Source organism: Chryseobacterium culicis (assembly GCF_002979755.1).
Lineage (GTDB): Bacteria > Bacteroidota > Bacteroidia > Flavobacteriales > Weeksellaceae > Chryseobacterium > Chryseobacterium culicis_A.
Window position 1 is genome coordinate 1,761,444 of the sequence record NZ_PCPP01000001.1, and the last position, 22,102, is coordinate 1,783,545.

Consider the following 22,102-nt stretch of genomic DNA (forward strand, 5'->3'; position numbering starts at 1 on the left):
ACCCATAAAAAAACACCCATGAAAAAAATACACCTATTAGGTCTGCTGTTGATAGTCATGCTGACCTCTGCACAAAGTACCACCGAAAACTATATACAGTCCCAAACCTGCCTGAGCGGTGACTGCAGCAAAAAGATAGAAACCCTTACCTATTTTGACGGATTAGGACGACCCAAGCAAATGGTCAGTGTAAAGGCGACCACCACAGGAAAAGATTTGGTGACTCCCATTACTTATGATGCCTTTGGAAGACAGGTAAAGGATATTCTGCCTGTTCCTGCCAATACCCTCAATTCAGCCATCCATACCGGGATTACCAATGAAACTGTGGCTAATTCTTATTATGGAACAGCTAATGCCTATACGGAAAAGGAGATAGAAAATTCTCCATTAGACAGGTTAAAGCAATTGGCTCAGCCAGGTGATCCCTGGAAGATAGGCAATGGGCATACCCGGAAATATACCTATGAAGTAAATCTGGGAAGTGAGGTAAAGAAATTTATCACGAGTACAACCACGGCTACATCTGGAACAGATAACAAAACCATTTCTTCCGTATCCATAGTGCCGGGCAGTGAGTTTTATGCTCCGGGAACTTTGTACAAGAATACCGTAACCGATGAAGACGGAACTCCTGTCATAGAGTTTCAGAACGGACGTGGTGAGACGGTACTGGTGCGTAGAACAGATGGAACCCAAAATATTGATACCTATTATGTCTACAATGAATACGGGCAGAAAGCATTCGTCATTCCTGCTTTAGCAGTAAAGAAAATTGAGCAGAATAACAATGTGGTTACCACGGATATTGTCAACAGCCTTTGTTATCAATACCGCTACGACGGCCAATACAGGCAGGTGGAAAAAAGACTGCCCGGAAGGGATGATTGGGAATCTGTGGTGTATGATGCTTCTGACCGTCCGGTTCTTACCCAGGATGTGAACCTGAAAAATAAAGGACAATGGCTATTGACCAAATATGATGCTCTGGGACGTGTTGCCTATACCGGACTTATTGATGGAGGAAGCCGTGCAGATCTGCAAGGACAGATTACCAATCTTGTTATCAGCGAAACCCCAACAGCTGCAGGTTTTAGCAAAAACGGGATTGTCGTGTATTATACCAATACGCTTTTTACCAATTTCCAGACGCTTTTGTCTGTTCATTATTATGACTTTTATCCAAGAGATACTAAAGAGTTTCCTCCTGCAAAAATCCTTGATCAATATGTAATTAATGAAGACAAGGCGCTTAACGGAGGAGCCAATACCCAAGGTCTGCCCACCGCGTCTTATGTGAAGAACATAGAGGATGACAACTGGACGAAAACCTATTTCTATTACAATACCAAAGGGGAAAAAGTAGCAGAGAAAAGCAGGAATCACCTGGGTGGATATACAAAAAAGGAATTCAGGCTTGATTTTTCCGGGGCTGTAGATGAAAGCTATACCTATCACAAAAAAGGGGCTTCCGATGCTGAGGTTACCATCCAGGAAAGATTTGTATATGATGATCAGAAAAGACTGTTGAAACACTATCACAAGGTGAACAGCCAAATGGAAGAATTGCTGGCAGAAAACACCTACAATGATCTTGGACAGCTTATCAATAAAAAAACAGGAAATACCAATGGTATTCCTTTACAGTCGATAGATCAAACCTACAATATCCGTGGATGGCTTACCAAAGTAAATGATCCCACCAGCTTAAACGGAAAACTTTTTGCCTATGAGCTGAAGTACCATAATCCCGTGTATTCTACAGTGTCTCCCGGGAAATACAATGGGAATATTGCAGAAATAGACTGGTCAAGTGCAGATACCGGAACATTCAGAAGGTATAATTACCAGTATGATGGCTTAGAAAGGCTGAAAGAGGGAATGTATTCTGAACCCAATGCCACCGTTCCCAGGAATAATTATTACAACGAATCCCTCACCTATGACGTAAACGGGAATATCCAAACCCTTAGAAGAAACAGATTTTTAACAGGGTTTGGGGCACAGCTGATTGATGATCTTACTTATACGTACACCGGGAACAGGGTAAATACGATAAGTGATGCTTCAAGTAATTATGCAGGGTATCCGGCTTCAGTATCCACTGCAATTCCTTATGACGGTAACGGAAATATGATCAGCCACGAGGATAGAGGGATCCTGCAGATAGACTATAATTACCTTAATCTTCCCAACTCCATAAAATTTAATAGACTATACAATAGTCATGACTTTGTAAATACCTACAACTTCAACACAAAATACCTGTATAATGCTGCGGGGATCAAGCTAAGAAAAGTTTACACGTATGGAACGGGCAGAGCACAGATTGAAGCCGTCAGCAAAACAGATTATTTAGATGGATTTCAGTATACCAATGAGGTATTAAGCTTTGTGCCAACCTCAGAAGGTTACTATGACTTCGTTCAGAATAAGTATATTTACCATTATACCGATCAGGTAGGAAACATCAGACTTGCGTATTACAAAGATGCTTCCGGTATACTGAAAATAGACAGAACTACTCATTTTTATCCTTTCGGATTGGAGTTTGGTGGTGATTTTAATATTAATGGTACGGTAACCTCAAGCTATAGGTACTCTACTCAGGGACAGGAAAACCAGATTGACACCAAATGGAGTTCTTATCGATGGAGAAACTATGATGCCGGGATGGCAAGGTTCTTTAATGTAGATCCGCTGAGTGAAAAGTATGCTTACCAATCTCATTATAACTTCTCTGAAAACAGGGTTGTTGATGGAAGAGAGCTGGAAGGATTGGAGCATTTACCAATGAATGCAGCAAAGGTTTATGAAGAAAGGTTAAAACGAGCTAACAGTCTTGATGCGCGAGGACAAAGTGTTGAAGCTTCCAGATTAAGAGAACATGCTGATGCAATACAGGAACTGAACACTTTAATAATCTCCGCACCTATTTTTGAGATTGAGGAAGTTGTATTAACAGTTAGGGCTGCACAGGGTACTAGTTTTCTAGGAAGGGTTTGGGCTGCAATGAAAGGAATCTTTACAGGAGCAGAAGCCAATGCGGGAATTGCAGAAACAACCATGGGGAAAGTGCCAAATCCTTATGGGAAAGCAGGAGGACCAGCCCATAAAGAAACAGCAAAACAAGTAGAAAGGCAATTAGAAAAAGATGGATTTACTGAAATTGACAGGGAAGTTTTGGTAAGGACTCCAAATGGTAGCAAATCAAAAAGATTTGTTGATGTCCAAGGCAAAAATCCTAAGACAGGGGAAGTTAAGCAAGTACAGATAGGAAAACAGAATAAAAATGGAACACCAGTATCACGAGAGAGAAAGGCCTTGGATGATATTGAGGCAGAAACAGGAATCCGACCTGAATTTGTCCCTTACAACGCACCTAAAGAGGTAGGTAGTGCTGGAAAAATAGCACCTTAAGTAAATAAAGAAATACAAAATTATGAGTTCGAAACAATTAAACTTCTTCATCACTCACCTAGAACACGAAAAAATAAATGAGTTAATTAAAAAGGAAGAAGTTGCAGTAATTCTTAAAAAAGATATAACTCCAACATCTGAAGTTTCAATTTCAGAAAAACTTCCAATTGTTGAAGATGATATATTTCAGGTATACTTTTCCTCTTCTGAATTCTTAGAGAAAATAGTTGTTTTATCTACCGATGATGGCAAAAGATATTTTGACATTGACGAAAGCTATTTGTTGCAGTTTAATTTAGGAGGATTTTATCCATATGATAAAAATTTTTTACAACGAGGTAGATTTTATTATGTAAAAGATTACTATAACAAACAAGATGTTTTAGAAAAAAAGTCAAATGAGTTTATTGAATGGTGTGATCATTTTATAAAAGAATTTAGAAAGGAATTCTTGAATAAATACCCAAAGGGAGACATTTTTCTGTATTCAGATTCAGCTATTAAGTGGATAGAAGAAAATAACGCTACTTTAATTAATGGTGGTCAGCAGTGGAAAGCTAACTAATTATTAAATTAATATGTTTAGGGTATTGGTTTCAATACCCTAAATTTTAACAAAGCACTTTCCGATCAGGTAGGAAACATCAGATTAGCGTATTACAAAGATGCTTCCGGAAACCTGAAAATAGACAGAACTAATCATTTTTATCCTTTCGGATTAGAGTTTGGCAGAGATCTTCGGGAAATGTTAGAGATATTGTTTTAGTGGTTAAAAGCAAGTGCTTATGACTCGGTTGTCTAGTAGTAATCTAAAAAACATAATTGACTAAAAAATATGATAATATATAAAGGAATTCAAATAAATGTAGTAGATAATCTTTATGTGGAAACAAAAGAATTAGATTCTTATATTTCTAAAGAAATTAGAGTTACCATTGGTGAAAATCAACAGGAAAACTATATAGATGTTATTAAATACATTATAGATTATATTGTAGATAGCAAACCTATTATTTCTGAAAATCAAAATATTGGCTATTATTCATGGCTTTTACAATTTAGGTTGGATGAAGAGAACTATTATGATCTATATGAAGCAAACTCTGACGGTAGTGACTTTAATAAAGGCTGTGATACGGCAATTTCGGTTGCTAGAGAACAAAGTGAAGTATGTTGGCAGCAAAATCTTATTCCTCTTTTTCCGAACTTCAATCAGTCAGTAGTTATATCAGATGGTGTCTATGAAGGAAAAGATATCGAAGGAATAAGATATGACTCTCCTCAGGATGAGAGTGGATGGTACCTTATCACAGATGATTATAACAACGATATTAAATCATTGAAAATGGTTCACTTTTATCATATTGCTTTTGCCCGGCCTGATATTTTAAAATATCTAGCAATACCTTTAGGATACAGATTCCTTATGAAAGAGGGAAAGATTGAAATACATCAGGATGAAGAGGAATAACTATCAATGTAAAATTGATCAAATTCCTCCCGCTGGCGCGAGCATGCTGCTCGTATCCACGCTAGAATAAATAACAACCCTTGCATTTATGTAAGGGGTTGTTTATACTATAAGTTTTGCTACTTTTAAACTTTAGATGACAACAAACCAAGCTTATTCCTCTCCAATTCCTACTGCAAATCAAAGTAAGAGTCTGGATTCCTACGGAATGACAAAGACACCATGTATATAATCTGTATTAATTATTCAACATTTACAATTCTAACAATGCACTTACCTTGCCCACATAGCTTGTCATTACGTAGGAATCTCAACAATCTATTGAAGTTTGGACTAAAACCAGATGATGAATCCTTTTGTCATTACAACAAACCAAGTTTGTCCCTCTTAAATTTCTACTGCAAATCTAAGTGGTAGGCTAGATTCCTACGGAATGACAAAGACATCATGTATATAATTTGCATTAATTATTCAACATTTACAATTCCAACAATACACTTACCCTACCCCTCTTCTCAACCCTATCCAGACAGTACAGTAACCGTCCCGACCCACATATATAAAGGTCTGAAACCTCTTCAGAAGTCTCCAGAGCCCCTTATCCTAGTCCGCCTACCCTCTTACCCAAGGGGGTATAGCCCCTTCGGAAGTCCCTCCAGAGGCTTATTGAAGTGGATGGAGGGACTTTTGAAGGAGATAAAGCCGTTTTTAAGCACTACTTTCGTTAAAATTACGTTTTCCCGTAAGCTGAAACTAAAGTTTTTTCTTATCATTGTACCCAATAAAACGACAAATCCATGAAAACACTACACTTTATCACATAATCTATTTCTTACATAGAATATAAAACTCAGAATACTCCTATATTTTAACATTCATATTATTCTTCATTAATACTTCCTCGTAAAGTCAATATGGAAAATAATATAATAAGCTCTATATTATGACGACCAAAGAATATTTAAATTCTTTTAATAAAAGTTTTGAAGAAATAAAAGCTCAATACGAAGAAGCTTTTCATGAAGTTGTAGAAAATGAAAAAATCGTGAGTTGGTTCGTTCCTCTGGAAGAGAAACTCCATCGATTACAAAATCCTACCACTGAAAATATCATTAGAAATGTGATCAGAAAAATACAATCTGATGATCTATTTGATGCCAATGATACTAACAATTTATCTATTTATATTTCCAAAATAGATTCAATTGTAAAAGTTGTAAACTTTATTAATAACTTTAAAGAAGGGACTCCACTTGATGGAAACAGAACTTTACAATTATTTGAATTATTCAATACAATTAAGAAGTGCAATACAATAGAGGATTTTGATTTAGAATTGAATAAGAATTTAAGATCATTTATTCCTCATCTTTTTTCTATTATTAAACATTGTCAAGCCCCTGATCAATTCCCTATATATTATAAATTCTGGAAATGCATTTGCAAAGAAGTACTTAATATTGATAATGATTATACCTCTATCTGTTCACTATATAGAAGTTTTCCTCTTGAAGATAGAAGTTTGCTCGTTACCTCCTATTTTGGAACAATTGCCAAAATCATGATATTAGATCTACCAGGCAACACACAGATCAATGCTAAAGAGGTTTCCAGCTACCTCCGGAAAAATGTAATAAACCTAGAGGCTCATCTTCACATGCTAGATGAAGCAGATCGCATTATTAATTCTAATAGCCCTATTAATTACTGGCTCTATGCCCCTGGAGAAAATGCGCACAAATGGGATGAGTTTTATAAGAATGGAATAATGGCTCTGGGATGGGATGACCTTGGAGATTTAAATCAGTATCAAAACAAAAAAGAGATTAACGATAAACTTCTGGAAGTATATGGTGGGAAATCTAATAAGCCTCATGACACTGCTGCCAATTTTGACTTTAAAAACACCATCAATATAGGGGACTTTATTATTGTCAAAAAGGGACGTAGCATATTGCTGGGCTATGGAGAAGTACAGAGTGAATACATTTTTGATGATGAAAAAGACGAGTATAAACACAACCGGAAAGTTGACTGGAAAGGAAGAGGAGAATGGAGTCTCAATGAAAGTCTAGCATTAAAAACATTAACACAAATTAGTCCATTTTATTATCAATCATTATTAAAAAAAATGAATAAAAACATGATCATCAATTATAAAGAACAATATAAAACCTGGTTGGAAAAGGGTGCAAATAAAGAATCAGGAAAAACAGATTCTTATATAAATGCTTTAGAAATTCTATCTCAGAAAATAGAAAAGAATATTTTTGAGAATAGTGATATTGATTATTTATCGTTTCTGTACAAGGATACAAAAGACAAACAGAAAAATCCGGAAAGCGAATACTACCATGCAGAAGCCCCATCTTACGGTCTGAATGGTTATTATTCGGCTGCCCTCGCAGAATATATAAAGTTCCATGAATCTTTACAAAGAAAAAAGGAAGAAAGTCAACATATAAAGCTTTTAGAATATAAGAAACAAATCATTTTACAAGGCCCTCCAGGCACAGGAAAAACGAGGCAGGCAAAAGAACTGGCCATTCAACTTTTACAACTTAAAGATCCTAAGGAATTAAAACAACATCCTCAGTTTAAGCTGGTTCAATTTCATCCCAGTTATACCTACGAAGATTTTGTGAGAGGTATTGTAGCCAAACCTGATGAAGAAGGAAACGGTATTGTCTATGAAGCTGAAAATAAAGTATTAGGAGACTTTATTAAGAAAGCTTGTGATCATAACCAGCATTCAGGAGCAGTTTCCAAATCGATATGGTTGGAAGAAATGTTTGAAGACTTTAAGACCTCCATAGAAGAAGAGTTGATTGCCAATGATTATAAAATACAACTTACTAATAAACTTTTCCTAACCCATGTGGGGGAAAATTCTTTTCATATTTCAAGTGACGGATGGAAAGGAGATCGCTTAAAATTCAGTGAAATAAAAAAGCTTTATCATTATCAGATTATCAACAGAGAGCAAACCAAACAATATGGAGATATTGCAAAAACAGTTTACCATAGAACAGCTTATTATTTCCCACTTGTAGAAAAGCTAAGAAACTTTCTAAAGGATAAGCCAGCTCCTTCTAATGATAATATATTATCAAATTCAACAGAAAATTACGTATTGATTATTGATGAAATCAACCGTGCTAATTTATCTTCTGTTCTTGGAGAGCTTATCTATGCCCTTGAATATAGAGGTAAAGCCGTAGAAAGTGTATATGAGGTAGAGGGTGAAAGAGATCTAATCCTTCCTCCGAATCTTTACATCATCGGAACCATGAATACTGCAGACCGCAGTGTAGGACACATTGATTATGCAATAAGAAGACGTTTTGCTTTTGTGAATATCCTGCCTAAAGATTTGAAAGAAGATCAGACCATTCATTTTAACAGTACTGATTTTGAAAAGGTATCTCAACTATTCACCACAAAAAATGTAAGCAGTGAATTTGAGATTAATGATGTTCAGCTAGGTCATAGTTATTTCATTGCTAAGAAAGAAGATGCAGAAGACGAGCAAAAAAGAGATGAAATCTTTCAGATGAAAATGAACTACGAAGTAGTGCCTATCTTATTAGAATATGTAAAAGATGGAATTCTTGTGGGGACTCATGAAAATCAAAACATTAAAGATTATATCAACACCCTGAAATTGAAGAATTAATGGGAATATTGATTTCAGAACATAAAAGTTTTCTAATTAAAAGAATAAATGCTGGAGAACCTTTTACCGATATAAAAGGTCAGCTTCTACATCTCCACGATGATTCTTTTCAGCTTTTTACAACGCTACAAAGTAAAAAGTTTAATCATCAATCTTTTTCTTTTTCAGTGATTAAAGAGAAAAATCAATGTGAAATTAAGGCTGATTATTATGTAGGAGTCGACTGGTTGGGAACCACAGGAAGAACAATTTACATAGAGCCTAAATTGAATGCAGGTTTATCTGAATATTTCAATACTTGTTTAAATGGCGAAGAGAATTCCACTGAAATTCCTGAACAATTTGAGAGTCAAGAAACGATAAAAGCTCATGAAGTAAACTATCTGAGCATCCTTTTGAAAGTTATGGCACTCCCACAAACTGCTAGTTATTCAAAAGATGTTATTCAAATAGATTGGAATGCAAAGTATATTGAAATAGATCAAAAAGATGATCGTCTAACTCCTTTTCTTATCATACAGTTTTTACAACATTTAAAAACTATTGTAAGAAAGGGTCTGAAGAAAGCATATTACAAAACTCAAGAGAATCTTAATAGTAAAATTAAGGGTAAAGTATTAATAGGCCAACATATAAAGAAAAATGTGTTTAAAAATAGACTCACCTCTACTTTTTGTGAATTTCAGGTGTTTGGTGAAGATCATTTTGAAAATAGATTCCTAAAAAAAGTATTGGAATTCGCGACCAGCTATATTGAAAACAATCCATTATTATTTTCTTCCAATATAGAATCTATTAAACATATTTTAAATTATTGCAGACCCGCTTTTGAACATATTAGTACCCAAGTTGATGTTCATCAACTAAAACAGAGTAAAAAAAATCCTTTCTTCAATGAATATGGAGAGGCTGTGAGAATAGGACAATTTATTCTGAAACGCTTTTCTTATACCATCACAAAAACGACCCAGAAAAAAATAGAAACTCCCCCTTTCTGGATTGATATGCCAAGATTGTTCGAGCTTTATTTTTATTATCAATTAATCAAGGCCAATCCAGAAGACACCCATCATATTCATTATCAATTCAGTACTTATGGGAACTCACTGGATATCTTAATAAGTAAGCCAGGATATGAAATGGTAATTGATACGAAATACAAACTCAAGTACATTAAAAGTCATATTCATCAGGATATTCGACAGGTTTCTGGATATTCACGTCTAAAAAAGGTGATCAACGAAATGAAAAGTAAGAATAGCGAATGGAAAGAAGATACCCTATTGGATTGTCTAATTGTCTATCCACATCTGCATCAACCTACCAAAGATAATGCTACTACACCATCCTCATTATTAGAAGAATTTTCGATTGAAAATATTAAAAAACAGTTTGAAAACACAGATAATCAAATCACTGCCTATCATAAGGTTTTTAAATTAGGAATTAACTTACCTGTACTTTAATTTAGAAATTCATAACAATATAAAAGGGTTCTACTTAACAAACTGAACCCTTTATTTAGTCTCTACACATTTTGCCATTCCTTAGGAATTTCAACAATCTATTGAACTTTGCACTAAAACCAAATGAATGTTTTATCATTACAACAAACCAAGCTTATTCCTCTCCAATTCCTACTGCAGATCAAAGTGGCGGTCTAGATTCCTACAGAATGACAAGGTTATGCACCTATTTATAATGGCAAATGATAAAACTTGATCAACTTCCATAGATAATTTCTCTGAACTCCTACGCCCTTCATAATACTTTAACACCCATTATACCCTATGCCCCAATAAATTTTCGTTCTTTTGCAAAAAGTTTTAATTTTTACCTAACCGCATGTCTAAGTTTGATGAAATCCGGTATTTCAATGATCAGGAAGTAAATGAGAGATTACAGAGTATAGCCCGTGATCCGATGATGAAAGCCTTCATGAATTTTACTTTTCCTGATACGGATGAGCAGGTTTGGCTGGAACAGTTTAAGAATATTCATTCTATCAGTGATTTTCAGCATCAGTTTGTAGCCTATGCCGTTCGCCAGATCCTTGCAAAAAGTTCTGACGGCTTAACGACTTCAGGCTTTGATAAGCTGGATAAGAATACCCCTTACCTTTTCATCTCGAACCACAGAGATATCGTTCTGGATACTTCATTGCTTAATCTGGTATTGCTGGAAGGCGGTTATGTGATGACAGCTTCAGCAATCGGTGATAATCTTGTTCGCAAGAAGTTCTTAAATGTACTGGCTAAGCTGAACCGAAATTTTCTGGTACAAAGAGGTCTGCCACTTCGTGAACAGCTAACAAGTTCACAAACCATGTCTGAGTATATTAAAGAACAGCTGTCTCAGGAAAACCGTTCTGTATGGATTGCACAACGTGAAGGCCGTACCAAAAACGGTAACGATTCCACCCAGCAGGGAGTTTTGAAAATGCTTGCCATGGCTTCCGGAGACCAGTCTCTGACAGATTATTTTAAAACATTAAAGATCGTTCCGGTTTCCATTTCCTATGAATATGATCCCACAGATTCGTTAAAGATGCCTCAACTGCTGGCACAGCACAGAGATGAGGAATACATTAAAGGGAAAAATGAAGATTTCACCAATATCATCAGCGGAATTCTGGGGCAAAAGAAACGCATCCATATTCACGCAGGTGAGGTATTAGATAGAGAGCTGAATGAAATTGCAGCTACCATTGACAATAAAAATAAACAGCTGCAGGCTATTGCACAGGTAATTGACCGTTCTATCATCAGCAATTATAAGCTTTGGCCTACCAAGTATATCGCTTACGACCTGCTTCACAACACTCATACCTATGCTTCCGAATATACGGAACAGGAAAAACAGTTATTTGCCCGCAGACTTGAAATGCGTATTGATCCGTCAGATCCTGTTTCTAAGGAGTATTTCCTGGCGATGTATGCAAACCCTCTGGTGAATAAGCTGAAGATCCAGGAAAACCCTGAAGGATAATTAACAATCAGATAAAATTAAAAAACCACTGCTATTGAGTAGTGGTTTTGTTTTTATTGAGAATACGAACGAAAATTCAGATCAGCTGACCAAGAAAAGGGTTGCTATTCTTGAAATTCTGTAATTTTTTATTGGGATGATGACATGGAATCTACTTCTATGATAGCCTCTGCAAATGCTTTCGGAGCTTCCTGTGGTAGATTGTGACCAATTCCGCCTGTTAGGGTATGGTGTGCATATTTGCCTGTAAATCTGGAGGCATAACTTTCCGGTGCAGGAAATGCAGCTCCGTTGGCATCACCTTCCAGGGTAACGGTTGGAACCGTGATAGAAGGAGATTTTGCCAGTCTGGCTTCAAGCGCATCATATTGTTTTTCCCCTTTCGCCAATCCCAGACGCCAGCGGTAATTGTGAATCACAATATCAACATGATCAGGGTTATTGAATGCCTGGGCAGAACGTTCATAAGTAGTATCATCAAAAGTCCATTTTGGTGAAGCTGTTTTCCATATCAGTTTATTAAATGCCGTAGTGTTGGCTTTATATCCTTTATACCCTCTTTCAGTGGAGAAATAATACTGATACCACCATAAAAGTTCAGCATTTGGAGGTAAAGGCTTTTCATTTGCTTTTGGGCTTCCTATCAAATATCCGCTTACAGCTACCAGTCCGGAACAGCGTTCAGGCCACAGAGCTGCCATGATATCAGCAGTTCTGGCTCCCCAGTCGAAACCGCCAATGATCGCTTTATCAATTTTCAGGGCATCCATAAAAGCAATGATATCCAGTGCAACAGCGCTCTGCTGACCGTTGCGTTTGATATCCGGAGACACAAAGGTAGTGGTTCCGTAGCCTCTTAAGTAAGGCACTAAAACACGGTACCCTTTTTCAGCAAGAATAACAGAAGACTGTTCAAAACTATGGATATCATAAGGCCATCCGTGAAGAAGGATCACAGGTTTTCCATTTTCAGGCCCTACTTCTGCATAGCCTACATCCAGCAGCCCGGCTCTGATTTTCTTTGTATTCTGGAAAGCAGCTCTTACAGCAGCGTTTTCCAGATCTTTGTTGCCATTCGTGTAAGTCTGTGCTTTAAGAGATAATAATCCCATTCCTATAAAAATGACCAAGGATAAAATGGCCTGTACTTTTTTACTGAAGTTCAATGTAGTATTCATAATAGTGATGTTTTATGAGGGTAAAATTAGGGTAAAGCAGTGCTCAAAATAAGGGTAAATATGTTGAACAGGTCATATTGAACGGCGAAAACTGATTTTCGGACGGTAAACCAGACAGGAAAATAAAAATGTTTTAAATGATGATCAAAATGCACGAAAAATTATTCATCATGAATCAGTTTTTCTAAAAACATTATCTTCGTATCTGAAAAAATTTGACAAAATGAAGAAAATATTATTGCTGGCTTCTGCTGTATTTATTCTCAATTCGTGTGTGGTAAGAACAGCTACAAAAGTAGTTTCCGGAGCGGTAAGCTTAAGTTATAAAGCCGTAAAAGGAACCGTAAATGGGATCAGCTGGGCGGTAAGCAAAGCGAAAGGAAAAATAGACGAAGACCGCCTGGATGGCACCTGGAAAGTAGTAGGTGTATACCGTGGTTCTTTTGAAGATTTTTCGAAAGATCAGAATCCTGACGGCTCATTTACCTCAGAATGTACGGAAGGTTTTGACCAGATTGTTTTCAAGGCTAAAAAATCTAAATTCAAACCGGTACATTGCAGTACGCAGGATGAGGATTGGGTGAAATATTCTATGGAATTTGGAAAAAATCCATCCACCAAAGAGAAGGAGAATTATATAGAATACAATTCCAACAACTACATTTCCGTTATTGATGTGAACAGTAAAACGATGGTTCTGGAAGGCAATCTGATGCCTAAATTAGCATTTTCCGGAGCTAAATTATATCTTCTGGAAAAAGTAAAATAACAATATAAAGAAAGCAGGTTATTTTAAAAACTGAGCGGCAATAAAATAGCCTCCTCCTACCACCAATAATGGCAGTGCTATCGAGATCAGGATTAATGGCCAGGCAAAAATTCTGAAATACGTATATAATTCTACTGAAGAAGGGTCATCCGGATCATAGATAACCGTCTCCGTTTCCCCTACCGACCACGCTGAAGGATTGGTTCCTTCAGGCAGTTCATAGGTATATTCAATATTATTTTGGGTACGGAAGGTAAAGAGAGGGCTGAATACGATTCCATCCGATTCAAATTCCCGAAGTGAGGTAACGGTTGCCGTTGCCTTTTCGGCTTTCTTTAAAAATAAGAGTGTGCTTTTGAGGCTCAGTAATGCTGCAACAAACAGAATCACTCCTGCACCAAGGATAAAATAATATTGCCACATAGCTTTCGTTTTATTTCTGTTCATATTATTGCATTCCGGAAACAAATATTTATCTATTGTATTTATTTTCAGATTGATATTCTAAATATACAAAGATTTTCATTGTAGAAGCTGTTATCTGGTTTCTATGTCCACAATCTTCTTTCCCTGTTCTCCCAGATAGTGGACAACCAGTTTTTCATATACTTTGTAACCGTCATCAACATTGGTAAATATTACAATTCCTTTACCTGAATTGGGCAGTACAATAGCAATACAATGGGTGCCATGATCCGACCCGCCGTGAGCCAATGCATACTCCCCATTTCCAAGATCATATATTTCAAAACCTAATCCGAAATATTTGTTCTCTTTAGTTTTTACCTGCTTTTTAATCATTTCCTGAAAAACCTCTGGCTTCAGATTTTTCTTTTTCATGACACTGACCATAAAATTCCCGTAATCTTCTACCGTAGTATGGAGATCATCGGCAGCATTAGGCGTTTTAGTTTTTTCTATGGGGTAAGCTTCTCCTTTTTCATTGTATCCTGTTACAAATCTTGATTCATCCGTGCTTTGATCCCAGATGTAACTTGTATCACTCATTTTGAGGGGTTTAAAAATCAATTCTCCGGCAAGCTGTTCCAGCGATTTCCCAAACTTCTTTTCTAATGCTTTCCGAAGGTATTCAAAACCTTCTCCTGAGTATTGGTATTTTGTGCCGGGATCAAATTGAAAATTCAGTTTTTTGTCTGTATTCATCCATCTCCAGTTGGGAAACCCGGTCTGATGGGTCAGGATCATTCTGGTGGTGAGTTTTTTATGCCTCGGATCGTTGGCAATATCAGGATCTGTCCAATAAGTATCTAAGGGTTCGTCCAGTTTCCATTGTCCTAAACTTATCAGACGTAAAGTGACCATTGCTGTGACAGGTTTGGTGAGAGATGCTACATTAAAATAGGCATTACGGGGAGCTGGCATTCCTTTTTTATAATCTCCAAAAACTTTTACCTGCTGAAGCTTTCCTCCTTCAATAATTCCTAACCCCAGCGCAGGAACATTATTTTCTTTCAGCCAGCTTTCCATGAAACGATCGTTATCAAATAGGGTTTCACTATCCGTAGTCTGCTTCGGGTGATGGTTAAAACTCAATGAATTTTTAAGTTTCCATTCATTATTTTCCAGCATCCAGAGGTGGGTAAACTTTGCTTCTCCAACTAATTTTTCAACGTGATTTCCGGTGTTTTCGTAGAACAGATGATCTCCATTCTGAATAGCAGCATATATTTTCCCATCTTTATACATGGGATAAATTTCAGTACTTTTCTCCACCAGAACTCTTTTTAACTGATACGTTTCGGGAGATTTGCATAATCCGTTTTTAAAATCAATGATGAATTTTTTCCGGTCTTCAAAACCGCCTTTATCGTGATAAAATTCAAACGTATCGCTTAACAGATTTTCCATTTTTTTTATGTTGCAGGTATTGTAGCCTGCTGAAAAAAACAGGCTGTCTTTCGACATAATGGTTTTATAAAGGGAATCTGTATTTTTAAGTTGCGCCTGGTGTATGCTAAAGAATAGTGTGCAAAAAGAAAGGAAAAACTGAGTAAGCTTTGTCATTGTTATTTTTTTGACAAAGATTCAATTTCATTTCGTTTTTTAAATAAAAATGAACCCGACAAAAACCCGACAAAGCCACGACACAAATTATAACATACTGAATTTCAGCTTGAAATATAATTTCTTTTTACGATCAATCTCAGCAGCATTCCGGAGGATCATCAATACATTGGATAATACAATAAGGATCATCAGAATAAGGGTAAACTCTTTTCCGAGCTTTAAAAAGATACCGAGCATAAATACAATGGGCGCCATAGCAGTCCAAAACATCTGCAATGAAACAATCTGTTTAGTAAGAGTGTTTCTCTGCTTCATGAAAAACATCAGCAGAAAGGGAGCCAGAATATTTAATGGAGGTACAATTACAAATAATAAGGAGGAGAGATTGATCATTTTAACCAAAGAATAATTGATTGTTTCAGGTTCTTCTGCAACTTCTGTTGTTACCTCATTATTTTCCGGGAAAATAATAACTTCTTCCTTTAATAATAAAGATTCGTCTATTTCCAAAGTCTGAGCCAGGGCTCTCAGCGTATGTCCTTTAGGTTCTGTTCCGGATTCTATCCTTTGAATGGTTCTTACAGAAATCTTTGATCTTTCTGACAGCTCCTCCTGAGTCAGGTTTTTTTGTTCACGTAGAGTTTTCAGTTTTGACATAGTGCCGGTAAATATTTTTCGAAGTATTTCTGATGGCAAATGTAGACATCTTTTTCAACATGATAAAGAACGGCATTCAATCATCGGAACAGTATTCATCTAATTTCAAGCCACCCTTAAATAATTAAAAAAATTCATCAAAAATATAATTAAACTGAATAAAATACCTACATATAATTAAAAATAAGTAAATTACAAATTAAACCAATAATCATTATTACCATGAGAAAATTTATTTTTACCTGGAGGCATATCTGTCTCCTGATGTTCTTCTTATTTTTATCTTCATGCCAGAATAACCTGGATGATCCCCACGAGGATAAACCCAACCGTACAGCCAGTATGAAAATAAGTGTAGATGATGCAAAAAAAGCTGCCATCAACTTTTTAAATCAGAAAACCAGCGATTCTTCTTCAAAAGGCCTTCCAATGTTCACTGAAAGTAATATTGACAACGTACAGACCATTGAAAATGACAACGAAATCCCTATCATGTATGCGATCAACCTTAAAGAGAATCAAGGATTTGTGATTATGTCAGCTTCGCGGGTAGAACGCCCTATCCTTGCTTACAATAATGAAGGTCATTTTGATTTTGAGAATATTGAAGAATTTGGAGGAGTGGCAGACTGGGCTGTTACACGATACCTTACCATCAATGCACTTATTGAAAAAGGTGAAGCTCCCAATGAACAAATAACTCAGCAATGGGCAGCAGTGAACCCGTCCATCGATCTGGGTTTTGTAGATCATAACGGAAATCCTATCCCATGGACACCACCTTCCATAACGGATCAATGGGATGAAACGAAAAGCTGGGGTCCTTATCTTACTACAAAATGGACTCAAAGACTGACTGCCACCCCAGGATCGTCACTAATAGGTTATAATAATTTTGTCCGTTTTAATAATTGTACATCAGGAATTGCTCCTTCCGGATGTGTAGCCACGGCTATGGGACAGATCATGAGATATCACAAATGGCCGAATATTTACAATATTGCCAATATGCCTGCTTCTATTAATTCGGGTAATTATACTTCAGCAGACGCCGTAAATATATCATATCTGATGCAGAATATTGGAAGTAAAGTAGCCATGACCTACAGCTGCTCAGGGTCAGGGGCACACTCTGATAATGCAAGAAATGCTTTTGTAAGCCAGTATCAATATTATACTACTCCTTTGGCTGCGCTTAATTTTAACCCATTGATGAATAATTTAAAAATAGCAAAACCCGTATATCTGGATGGATACCGCACCAGAGAAATTAAAACAAAACCTAAAAAGGTTGGAATATTTGGCTGGACCATCGGGCATACTACTTATTCTTACAGTAACGGGCATGCATGGGTAGCTGATGGTTTCGAATCGATCAAAAGAACAACTGTTTATTCCAATGGCTATAGCAATTCTGCTGTTATTGCAGAACATATCCATATGAATTGGGGCTGGGGAGGAAGCTACAATGGATGGTATGACTATCAGAGCTGGGACGATGCCAATACAGGGCAGAATTTTCCTGTTGTTGATTATATTTATAATCAGCATATGATCTATAATATTACTCCAAACTAATGATATCTATTCTACAAATGTAATATAAGACCGGATTTCAATAATAAAAAAGCAGCATTATGTCCTAGAACATAATGCTGTTTTCTATGTATTATTTTATTACAATGTTTCCATATTCAGCAATCTATCGTAGATTTTTGTCCGTTGTGGGATATACTGTTCATATGATGTTTCTCTTTCTACCCAGTCTAAGGGCTGCAGATATCTCAGAATAATATCCATATCATCAGTATTAAAGCCTTCTGAGTAGTTGCTTTTTTCTTCTTTCAGAATAGGTCTGGGAGGCTGTTGATCTTTACGATAGGGAGATAAGTCGGATCCGGCATACTTTTTCTTTCTGGCATCGCCTTCATCATCTATTTTTTTCATTTCTTTATTCAGATTTTTCATGGCTGGACTATCTGCCTTTTCATGAGCATTTTCGAGTTCGTTAATTTTTTGTTGAAAGGGTTCTTTTCTTTCCCGCATTTCTCTGTTTATTTCCTGGATTTGATATTGAATAAATTTACCTGATCTTGTAGGAGGCTCACCCAATAAAAGTCTTTCATATCCGGTGGCTTTACCTCCTTTTTCTGTTTCACCGTCTCCTCTATTAAACCAAATGGTCATTCTGCCCCCGCTTTCACTTCCTTTTTCTTCCATATACCGAACCGTGTATCCTAACATCGCCATCATTTCCAGGTTACCGCTTCTGAATCCCAGATGTTTTACATTTTGAAAATGTCTCTGAAAATAATCATACAACTTAAACTGGCCTAAACGGGTGTTTCCTCCCCATGCTTTCAGTTCAGAAGAGTTTCCTTTCCAAAATTCTGTAATATTGAATACTTTTTGGGGGCCATAATATCTATTAATCTCCTCTGCTGTTTCATCGTATTTCTTTGCTCTTTCTTTTATGTATCCCTTATCTCCGGTAATAATGATGGCATCATACATATCTGCCACTCTATGCACAATCTGCTTGATTCCCCAATAGCTGGTATCATGTTCTATGTGAATATCGCCTCCTTTTCCGCTGAAACGGGACCATAAAATCAGTAAATTTTTCCCACTTGTGGGGATCCCCTGTGTTTTCAGCCATATTTCTATCGCATTATCCTGGCTTGCGTTGATGTCCCAAACATTTCTCAGATTATTTCTCATCTCATCAGAAAAGTTTTGCGCAATATACTAGGTTCCTTCCCCTACAGGTTTATAGTAGTTTCTGATTATTTCTCCTTTTGAAATATTAGGATAATGTATTAAAAGGTTTATTACTTCTTTTTTCAGCTCACTTGCCAACCCGGGACTTCTCACTTCCGGAACTCTATGAGTATGTATCCTGTCTTCACTTATTCCGGAATTCCTGTAGAATTCTCTGATCGATTTACTGTTATCATACGGATCATTTACATTCTCAAATTCATCCATTGTTGTAGATAGCAATACGTGGTATCTTTCATCATTAATCAATGTTGCAGCAATGGCAAACATATCTCCGGTGGCATATCCCGGCTGTACTATTATAAAGGGAGGTCTCACTTCCGGTTCTTCGTTGTTCTGATTATTCATATTATGATTTTAAATGTTAGAATAGGTTATCAGACAAATTTCAAAGTAAACCTGCCGTCGTTATAGAGGGGATCTACCCATTTTCAAAAACTAAGGGTTTACCCGTATTCACAGGTGATGTATTTATGTATTCATATGTATTTTATGAAGCAGATAGGAAGTTGGAAGCTGGGAGAGGGAAGTTCATGAACGCAATTGAAGAGTGTCCTCTTTTTTATTCAACTTTATAAAATTTCATTGATCAATAAACACTTAAAGAAGTAATTGACCGGATAGTAACTTCCAGCTTCTGGCTTTTAAGATAGATTATTTCTGTTTTTACTATTCCTTAAATACAATCCATTTTAAAAAAATTTCACTCATAGGAGAATTCCCCTATTTTTTAAAATTCCGTTTTTTCCCTTAATGAAGATTTATTCAGTTTGATGAAATTTGTATCAGACAAAAGAGATCAACAATCTCATAGTGAATACTTAACCGGAAAATAAAAAAGGTTGAGTTGAAAGAAAAGTCTTTGAAAAAAGATACTTGAACATAAAAACAATAGTAACCCAATAAACCCAGAATATGGCAGATACAGTAAACACCCAGACTACAGATGCAGTAACACAGACGAATGTTACGGTACTTGGTGAGTCTCCCGCACAGGCTATGAGTATGCTTTACCAGATGGCCACCCATGCCAGTGGAATTTCCATTCAGAATTCTGTAACGAATCAGCAGAACTTGAACCAGCTCAACCCAGCGATTGTTGCAGATGCCATTAAAATTTTAAAAGGATAATCTAAAACCTTACAATCATGAGTGAACACAACAGTGAAACCCAACAATCCCAGGCAGCAAATGCTACCACTCCGGCGGAGAAAGCTGTAGTATTTGTGAACAGTGAGGTATTGGCTCCCCCTAAGGCTTCTCCAATGACCGGAGTAACGAAAGTAATGATTGAACAGTCTACAGGAATGATGGTTCAGGATTTACAGTCTTTTTTAAAAGGATTCGAACAGGTAGGTTTGATTGCATTAAGCAGGCTAGCTAATAATTTACTGACGTATGGAACCACTTTCGGGCCTGCTCCCGGAAGTAAAGAAACCTCTGTTCAGATGGCCGAGAATCTTCAGGGCCAGGATGCAGGAAAAGGCAATGAAATGATGAAGGACTTATTCAAAATGGTAAGTGAGTATGCTGAAGTAAAGGCTAAAATTTCCAATACTATTTATAATGTGAATACTCTTCCAGTCTCAGAAGCACTTCCTTCTCCCCCATCTTATACGGAAGTTTCCCCTGAGATTGAAGATTCTGAAAAAAAAAACGAGTAGATCCGGTTTCGGAAGAAGTCTCATCAGAAAAGGAAGGTATGAGAAAAAGCTTTATCACGGCTGATCATGGGGGAAAATTAGTATTAAAGTCAGTAAAACTGACGCAGCCACTTGTAAAACCAGAGATTAAAGAAGCAGTAATTCCTTCAGTAGAGCCTGAAGATAAGTCAAAGAAAAAAACAATCATCAACCAAATCATTGAAAAAATTAAAATAAATAAGAGATGAATTATTCCTCAGTAACTAAACCCGCAAAAATTTTAAATCTAGAAAGTTTAAACGATTTAAATGAACGACTTTACCTGGTCAAAGACCATGATAATGATTATTTTGACACCAAAAGTGCCGATGCCAAAAGGACAGAAAACAATGCAGAGCGTTTTGTATTTAATCTTCAAACATCCAATATTAATATACAACCCTCTGTAAGACTGGTCAACTGCCTCAACAGAAATAGTAAAAGATACAATCAGTTTCAGTGTTTTGTGGTGGAACCTATAGATAAATCAACGGGAATTGCCGTGATCATGGTCAAACTAGATGATCCAAAGGTGTTTTATTGTAATGTCAGAATTATGCCTCTTACTACCTTAAGTGACATTGCTGTTCCTGATTATGATTCAAAACTTCTAACGGTTAATCTTGAAAAATCAAAATGCATCCTTAAAGCAGATATTACAATCACTCCATCCGATACAGGTGAAGCACAATATTCAGTACATGATGTAGATGTGGCTGCTATTTCTGACCTGGCTACTCAGGAGGAAATAATAGACTTAAAAAGGGAACTGGAATTTCAGGCCTCCAAGCTGATTGCTCATTATTTCCAGGAAATCCTGAGTATTGTTGTGAACGAAACGCCTCCACCTGCTAAATCTCTTATCATTCCGGATGATTATATCCTTACACTTCCTCCCCACCAGTTGAAAGAAATGTTGTCTGCCAGTGCTATTTCAGCATGTGTAGCCTTGGAAATTACAGGATATAATGTGATCAAAGAAATCAACCGTGACTGGAAGGCTGCGTCTGCATTTATTAATTATCTGCTGTAATAATTTTTACAACATTTAAAGCAATATGTATGCGCAGAAGAACCAGAAAGAAAGCTCCCGCTTATAAACCTCCGATCCCTGTATCAGAACCTGAAGTTGTGGAAAAAGAAATCATGCCTTTTGTTTTAAGACATGAAGAAGAAATCATCAATTATATCAAGGATAAAGCCATCAAAGAGACGATGAAGTCACTTGCACCTCTGCTGGAAAAGCTGGAAGAAGCCGTTAAACAACAGGAATCTGCCCAGGTTCAGGCTGTCATACCAGAGCCACCGGATACTCCTGTGATGAATTATGAAGAACAGCTAAAAAAGCTTCAGGAAGCCTCTACAGCAAAGGTAAAAGAAAAAGAACTCAAAATAATGGACCGGATGAATAAACTGAATGCCAGATTTGGAAACATCCGACCATAGAACCAC

At 36.6% G+C, this 22,102-nt stretch carries 19 protein-coding genes; 13 read left to right on the forward strand and 6 right to left on the reverse strand.

Going from position 1 to position 22,102, the window contains the following annotated elements; all coding sequences use genetic code 11:
- Nucleotides 1–18: 18 nt before the first annotated feature.
- The 6 genes from CQ022_RS07965 to CQ022_RS07995 all read left to right on the forward strand — a co-directional run bounded on the left by CQ022_RS07965 (nucleotide 19) and on the right by CQ022_RS07995 (nucleotide 11,555).
- A complete protein-coding gene (locus CQ022_RS07965) occupies nucleotides 19–3,420 on the forward strand; it encodes a DUF6443 domain-containing protein (RefSeq protein ID WP_123864405.1) in 3,402 nt (1,133 codons plus the stop codon).
- Nucleotides 3,421–3,442: 22 nt separating this feature from the next.
- The gene (locus CQ022_RS07970; RefSeq protein ID WP_105680905.1) at nucleotides 3,443–3,985 is read left to right on the forward strand and encodes a hypothetical protein; all 543 of its coding nucleotides are present in this window, start codon (nucleotides 3,443–3,445) and stop codon (nucleotides 3,983–3,985) included.
- Between the two features lie 270 nt (nucleotides 3,986–4,255).
- Complete coding sequence (locus CQ022_RS07975) at nucleotides 4,256–4,891, forward strand: hypothetical protein (protein ID WP_105680906.1); 636 nt, start codon at nucleotides 4,256–4,258, stop codon at nucleotides 4,889–4,891.
- A 943-nt stretch (nucleotides 4,892–5,834) separates the two neighbouring features.
- Nucleotides 5,835–8,567, forward strand: coding sequence for an AAA family ATPase (locus tag CQ022_RS23170; RefSeq protein ID WP_228421492.1), 2,733 nt, complete (start codon nucleotides 5,835–5,837; stop codon nucleotides 8,565–8,567).
- The gene (locus CQ022_RS07990; protein WP_105680907.1) at nucleotides 8,567–10,033 is read left to right on the forward strand and encodes a 5-methylcytosine restriction system specificity protein McrC; all 1,467 of its coding nucleotides are present in this window, start codon (nucleotides 8,567–8,569) and stop codon (nucleotides 10,031–10,033) included. Before CQ022_RS23170 ends, CQ022_RS07990 begins: the two co-directional genes overlap by 1 nt.
- 379 nt (nucleotides 10,034–10,412) lie before the next feature.
- A complete protein-coding gene (locus CQ022_RS07995; RefSeq protein ID WP_105680908.1) occupies nucleotides 10,413–11,555 on the forward strand; it encodes a 1-acyl-sn-glycerol-3-phosphate acyltransferase in 1,143 nt (380 codons plus the stop codon).
- Between the two features lie 128 nt (nucleotides 11,556–11,683).
- Here CQ022_RS07995 and CQ022_RS08000 read toward each other — a convergent pair whose 3' ends face one another.
- On the reverse strand, nucleotides 11,684–12,733 hold the full coding sequence (locus CQ022_RS08000; RefSeq protein ID WP_105680909.1) for an alpha/beta fold hydrolase: 1,050 nt from the start codon (nucleotides 12,731–12,733) through the stop codon (nucleotides 11,684–11,686).
- A gap of 223 nt (nucleotides 12,734–12,956) precedes the next feature.
- Between CQ022_RS08000 and CQ022_RS08005 the strand changes: the two genes are divergently transcribed.
- A complete protein-coding gene (locus CQ022_RS08005) occupies nucleotides 12,957–13,502 on the forward strand; it encodes a hypothetical protein (protein ID WP_105680910.1) in 546 nt (181 codons plus the stop codon).
- Nucleotides 13,503–13,520: 18 nt separating this feature from the next.
- Here the strand turns inward: CQ022_RS08005 and CQ022_RS08010 are convergent, their stop codons facing one another.
- The 3 genes from CQ022_RS08010 to CQ022_RS08020 all read right to left on the reverse strand — a co-directional run bounded on the left by CQ022_RS08010 (nucleotide 13,521) and on the right by CQ022_RS08020 (nucleotide 16,187).
- Nucleotides 13,521–13,949, reverse strand: a complete 429-nt coding sequence (locus tag CQ022_RS08010; protein WP_105680911.1) for a DUF3592 domain-containing protein — start codon at nucleotides 13,947–13,949, stop codon at nucleotides 13,521–13,523.
- Nucleotides 13,950–14,039: 90 nt separating this feature from the next.
- Nucleotides 14,040–15,527, reverse strand: a complete 1,488-nt coding sequence (locus CQ022_RS08015) for a serine hydrolase (protein ID WP_105680912.1) — start codon at nucleotides 15,525–15,527, stop codon at nucleotides 14,040–14,042.
- 87 nt (nucleotides 15,528–15,614) lie between these two features.
- Nucleotides 15,615–16,187, reverse strand: a complete 573-nt coding sequence (locus CQ022_RS08020) for a helix-turn-helix domain-containing protein (protein ID WP_105680913.1) — start codon at nucleotides 16,185–16,187, stop codon at nucleotides 15,615–15,617.
- A gap of 222 nt (nucleotides 16,188–16,409) precedes the next feature.
- Here CQ022_RS08020 and CQ022_RS08025 point away from each other — a divergent pair, with 222 nt between their 5' ends.
- Nucleotides 16,410–17,765: a C10 family peptidase gene (locus tag CQ022_RS08025; RefSeq protein WP_105680914.1), complete on the forward strand. Its 1,356-nt coding sequence runs from the start codon at nucleotides 16,410–16,412 to the stop codon at nucleotides 17,763–17,765.
- 99 nt (nucleotides 17,766–17,864) lie between these two features.
- Here the strand turns inward: CQ022_RS08025 and CQ022_RS08030 are convergent, their stop codons facing one another.
- Both CQ022_RS08030 and CQ022_RS08035 read right to left on the reverse strand, forming a co-directional pair.
- On the reverse strand, nucleotides 17,865–18,908 hold the full coding sequence (locus CQ022_RS08030; RefSeq protein ID WP_105680915.1) for a hypothetical protein: 1,044 nt from the start codon (nucleotides 18,906–18,908) through the stop codon (nucleotides 17,865–17,867).
- Nucleotides 18,909–18,935: 27 nt separating this feature from the next.
- A complete protein-coding gene (locus tag CQ022_RS08035) occupies nucleotides 18,936–19,316 on the reverse strand; it encodes a hypothetical protein (protein WP_105680916.1) in 381 nt (126 codons plus the stop codon).
- A 567-nt stretch (nucleotides 19,317–19,883) separates the two neighbouring features.
- Here CQ022_RS08035 and CQ022_RS08040 point away from each other — a divergent pair.
- Genes CQ022_RS08040 through CQ022_RS08060 form a run of 5 tightly spaced genes read left to right on the forward strand, consistent with a single transcriptional unit; the run spans nucleotide 19,884 to nucleotide 22,096 of the window.
- Nucleotides 19,884–20,099, forward strand: a complete 216-nt coding sequence (locus tag CQ022_RS08040; RefSeq protein ID WP_047433885.1) for a RebB family R body protein — start codon at nucleotides 19,884–19,886, stop codon at nucleotides 20,097–20,099.
- Between the two features lie 17 nt (nucleotides 20,100–20,116).
- On the forward strand, nucleotides 20,117–20,632 hold the full coding sequence (locus tag CQ022_RS08045) for a hypothetical protein (protein ID WP_105680917.1): 516 nt from the start codon (nucleotides 20,117–20,119) through the stop codon (nucleotides 20,630–20,632).
- Between the two features lie 38 nt (nucleotides 20,633–20,670).
- Nucleotides 20,671–20,859: a hypothetical protein gene (locus CQ022_RS08050; protein WP_105680918.1), complete on the forward strand. Its 189-nt coding sequence runs from the start codon at nucleotides 20,671–20,673 to the stop codon at nucleotides 20,857–20,859.
- Entirely contained in the window at nucleotides 20,856–21,683 is an 828-nt protein-coding gene (locus CQ022_RS08055; RefSeq protein ID WP_105680919.1) for a hypothetical protein, read from the forward strand. The genes CQ022_RS08050 and CQ022_RS08055 overlap by 4 nt, the downstream gene beginning before the upstream one ends.
- A 29-nt stretch (nucleotides 21,684–21,712) precedes the next feature.
- A complete protein-coding gene (locus CQ022_RS08060; protein WP_105680920.1) occupies nucleotides 21,713–22,096 on the forward strand; it encodes a hypothetical protein in 384 nt (127 codons plus the stop codon).
- The last annotated feature ends 6 nt before the right edge of the window (nucleotides 22,097–22,102 follow it).

Bases quoted from the DNA above. Each gene is read 5' to 3' on its own strand.
- CQ022_RS07965 (WP_123864405.1), top strand. From the start codon at position 19: ATGAAAAAAATACACCTATTAGGTCTGCTGTTGATAGTCATGCTGACC.
- CQ022_RS07970 (WP_105680905.1), top strand. From the start codon at position 3,443: ATGAGTTCGAAACAATTAAACTTCTTCATCACTCACCTAGAACACGAA.
- CQ022_RS07975 (WP_105680906.1), top strand. From the start codon at position 4,256: ATGATAATATATAAAGGAATTCAAATAAATGTAGTAGATAATCTTTAT.
- CQ022_RS23170 (WP_228421492.1), top strand. From the start codon at position 5,835: ATGACGACCAAAGAATATTTAAATTCTTTTAATAAAAGTTTTGAAGAA.
- CQ022_RS07990 (WP_105680907.1), top strand. From the start codon at position 8,567: ATGGGAATATTGATTTCAGAACATAAAAGTTTTCTAATTAAAAGAATA.
- CQ022_RS07995 (WP_105680908.1), top strand. From the start codon at position 10,413: ATGTCTAAGTTTGATGAAATCCGGTATTTCAATGATCAGGAAGTAAAT.
- CQ022_RS08000 (WP_105680909.1), bottom strand. From the start codon at position 12,733: ATGAATACTACATTGAACTTCAGTAAAAAAGTACAGGCCATTTTATCC.
- CQ022_RS08005 (WP_105680910.1), top strand. From the start codon at position 12,957: ATGAAGAAAATATTATTGCTGGCTTCTGCTGTATTTATTCTCAATTCG.
- CQ022_RS08010 (WP_105680911.1), bottom strand. From the start codon at position 13,949: ATGAACAGAAATAAAACGAAAGCTATGTGGCAATATTATTTTATCCTT.
- CQ022_RS08015 (WP_105680912.1), bottom strand. From the start codon at position 15,527: ATGACAAAGCTTACTCAGTTTTTCCTTTCTTTTTGCACACTATTCTTT.
- CQ022_RS08020 (WP_105680913.1), bottom strand. From the start codon at position 16,187: ATGTCAAAACTGAAAACTCTACGTGAACAAAAAAACCTGACTCAGGAG.
- CQ022_RS08025 (WP_105680914.1), top strand. From the start codon at position 16,410: ATGAGAAAATTTATTTTTACCTGGAGGCATATCTGTCTCCTGATGTTC.
- CQ022_RS08030 (WP_105680915.1), bottom strand. From the start codon at position 18,908: ATGAGAAATAATCTGAGAAATGTTTGGGACATCAACGCAAGCCAGGAT.
- CQ022_RS08035 (WP_105680916.1), bottom strand. From the start codon at position 19,316: ATGAATAATCAGAACAACGAAGAACCGGAAGTGAGACCTCCCTTTATA.
- CQ022_RS08040 (WP_047433885.1), top strand. From the start codon at position 19,884: ATGGCAGATACAGTAAACACCCAGACTACAGATGCAGTAACACAGACG.
- CQ022_RS08045 (WP_105680917.1), top strand. From the start codon at position 20,117: ATGAGTGAACACAACAGTGAAACCCAACAATCCCAGGCAGCAAATGCT.
- CQ022_RS08050 (WP_105680918.1), top strand. From the start codon at position 20,671: ATGAGAAAAAGCTTTATCACGGCTGATCATGGGGGAAAATTAGTATTA.
- CQ022_RS08055 (WP_105680919.1), top strand. From the start codon at position 20,856: ATGAATTATTCCTCAGTAACTAAACCCGCAAAAATTTTAAATCTAGAA.
- CQ022_RS08060 (WP_105680920.1), top strand. From the start codon at position 21,713: ATGCGCAGAAGAACCAGAAAGAAAGCTCCCGCTTATAAACCTCCGATC.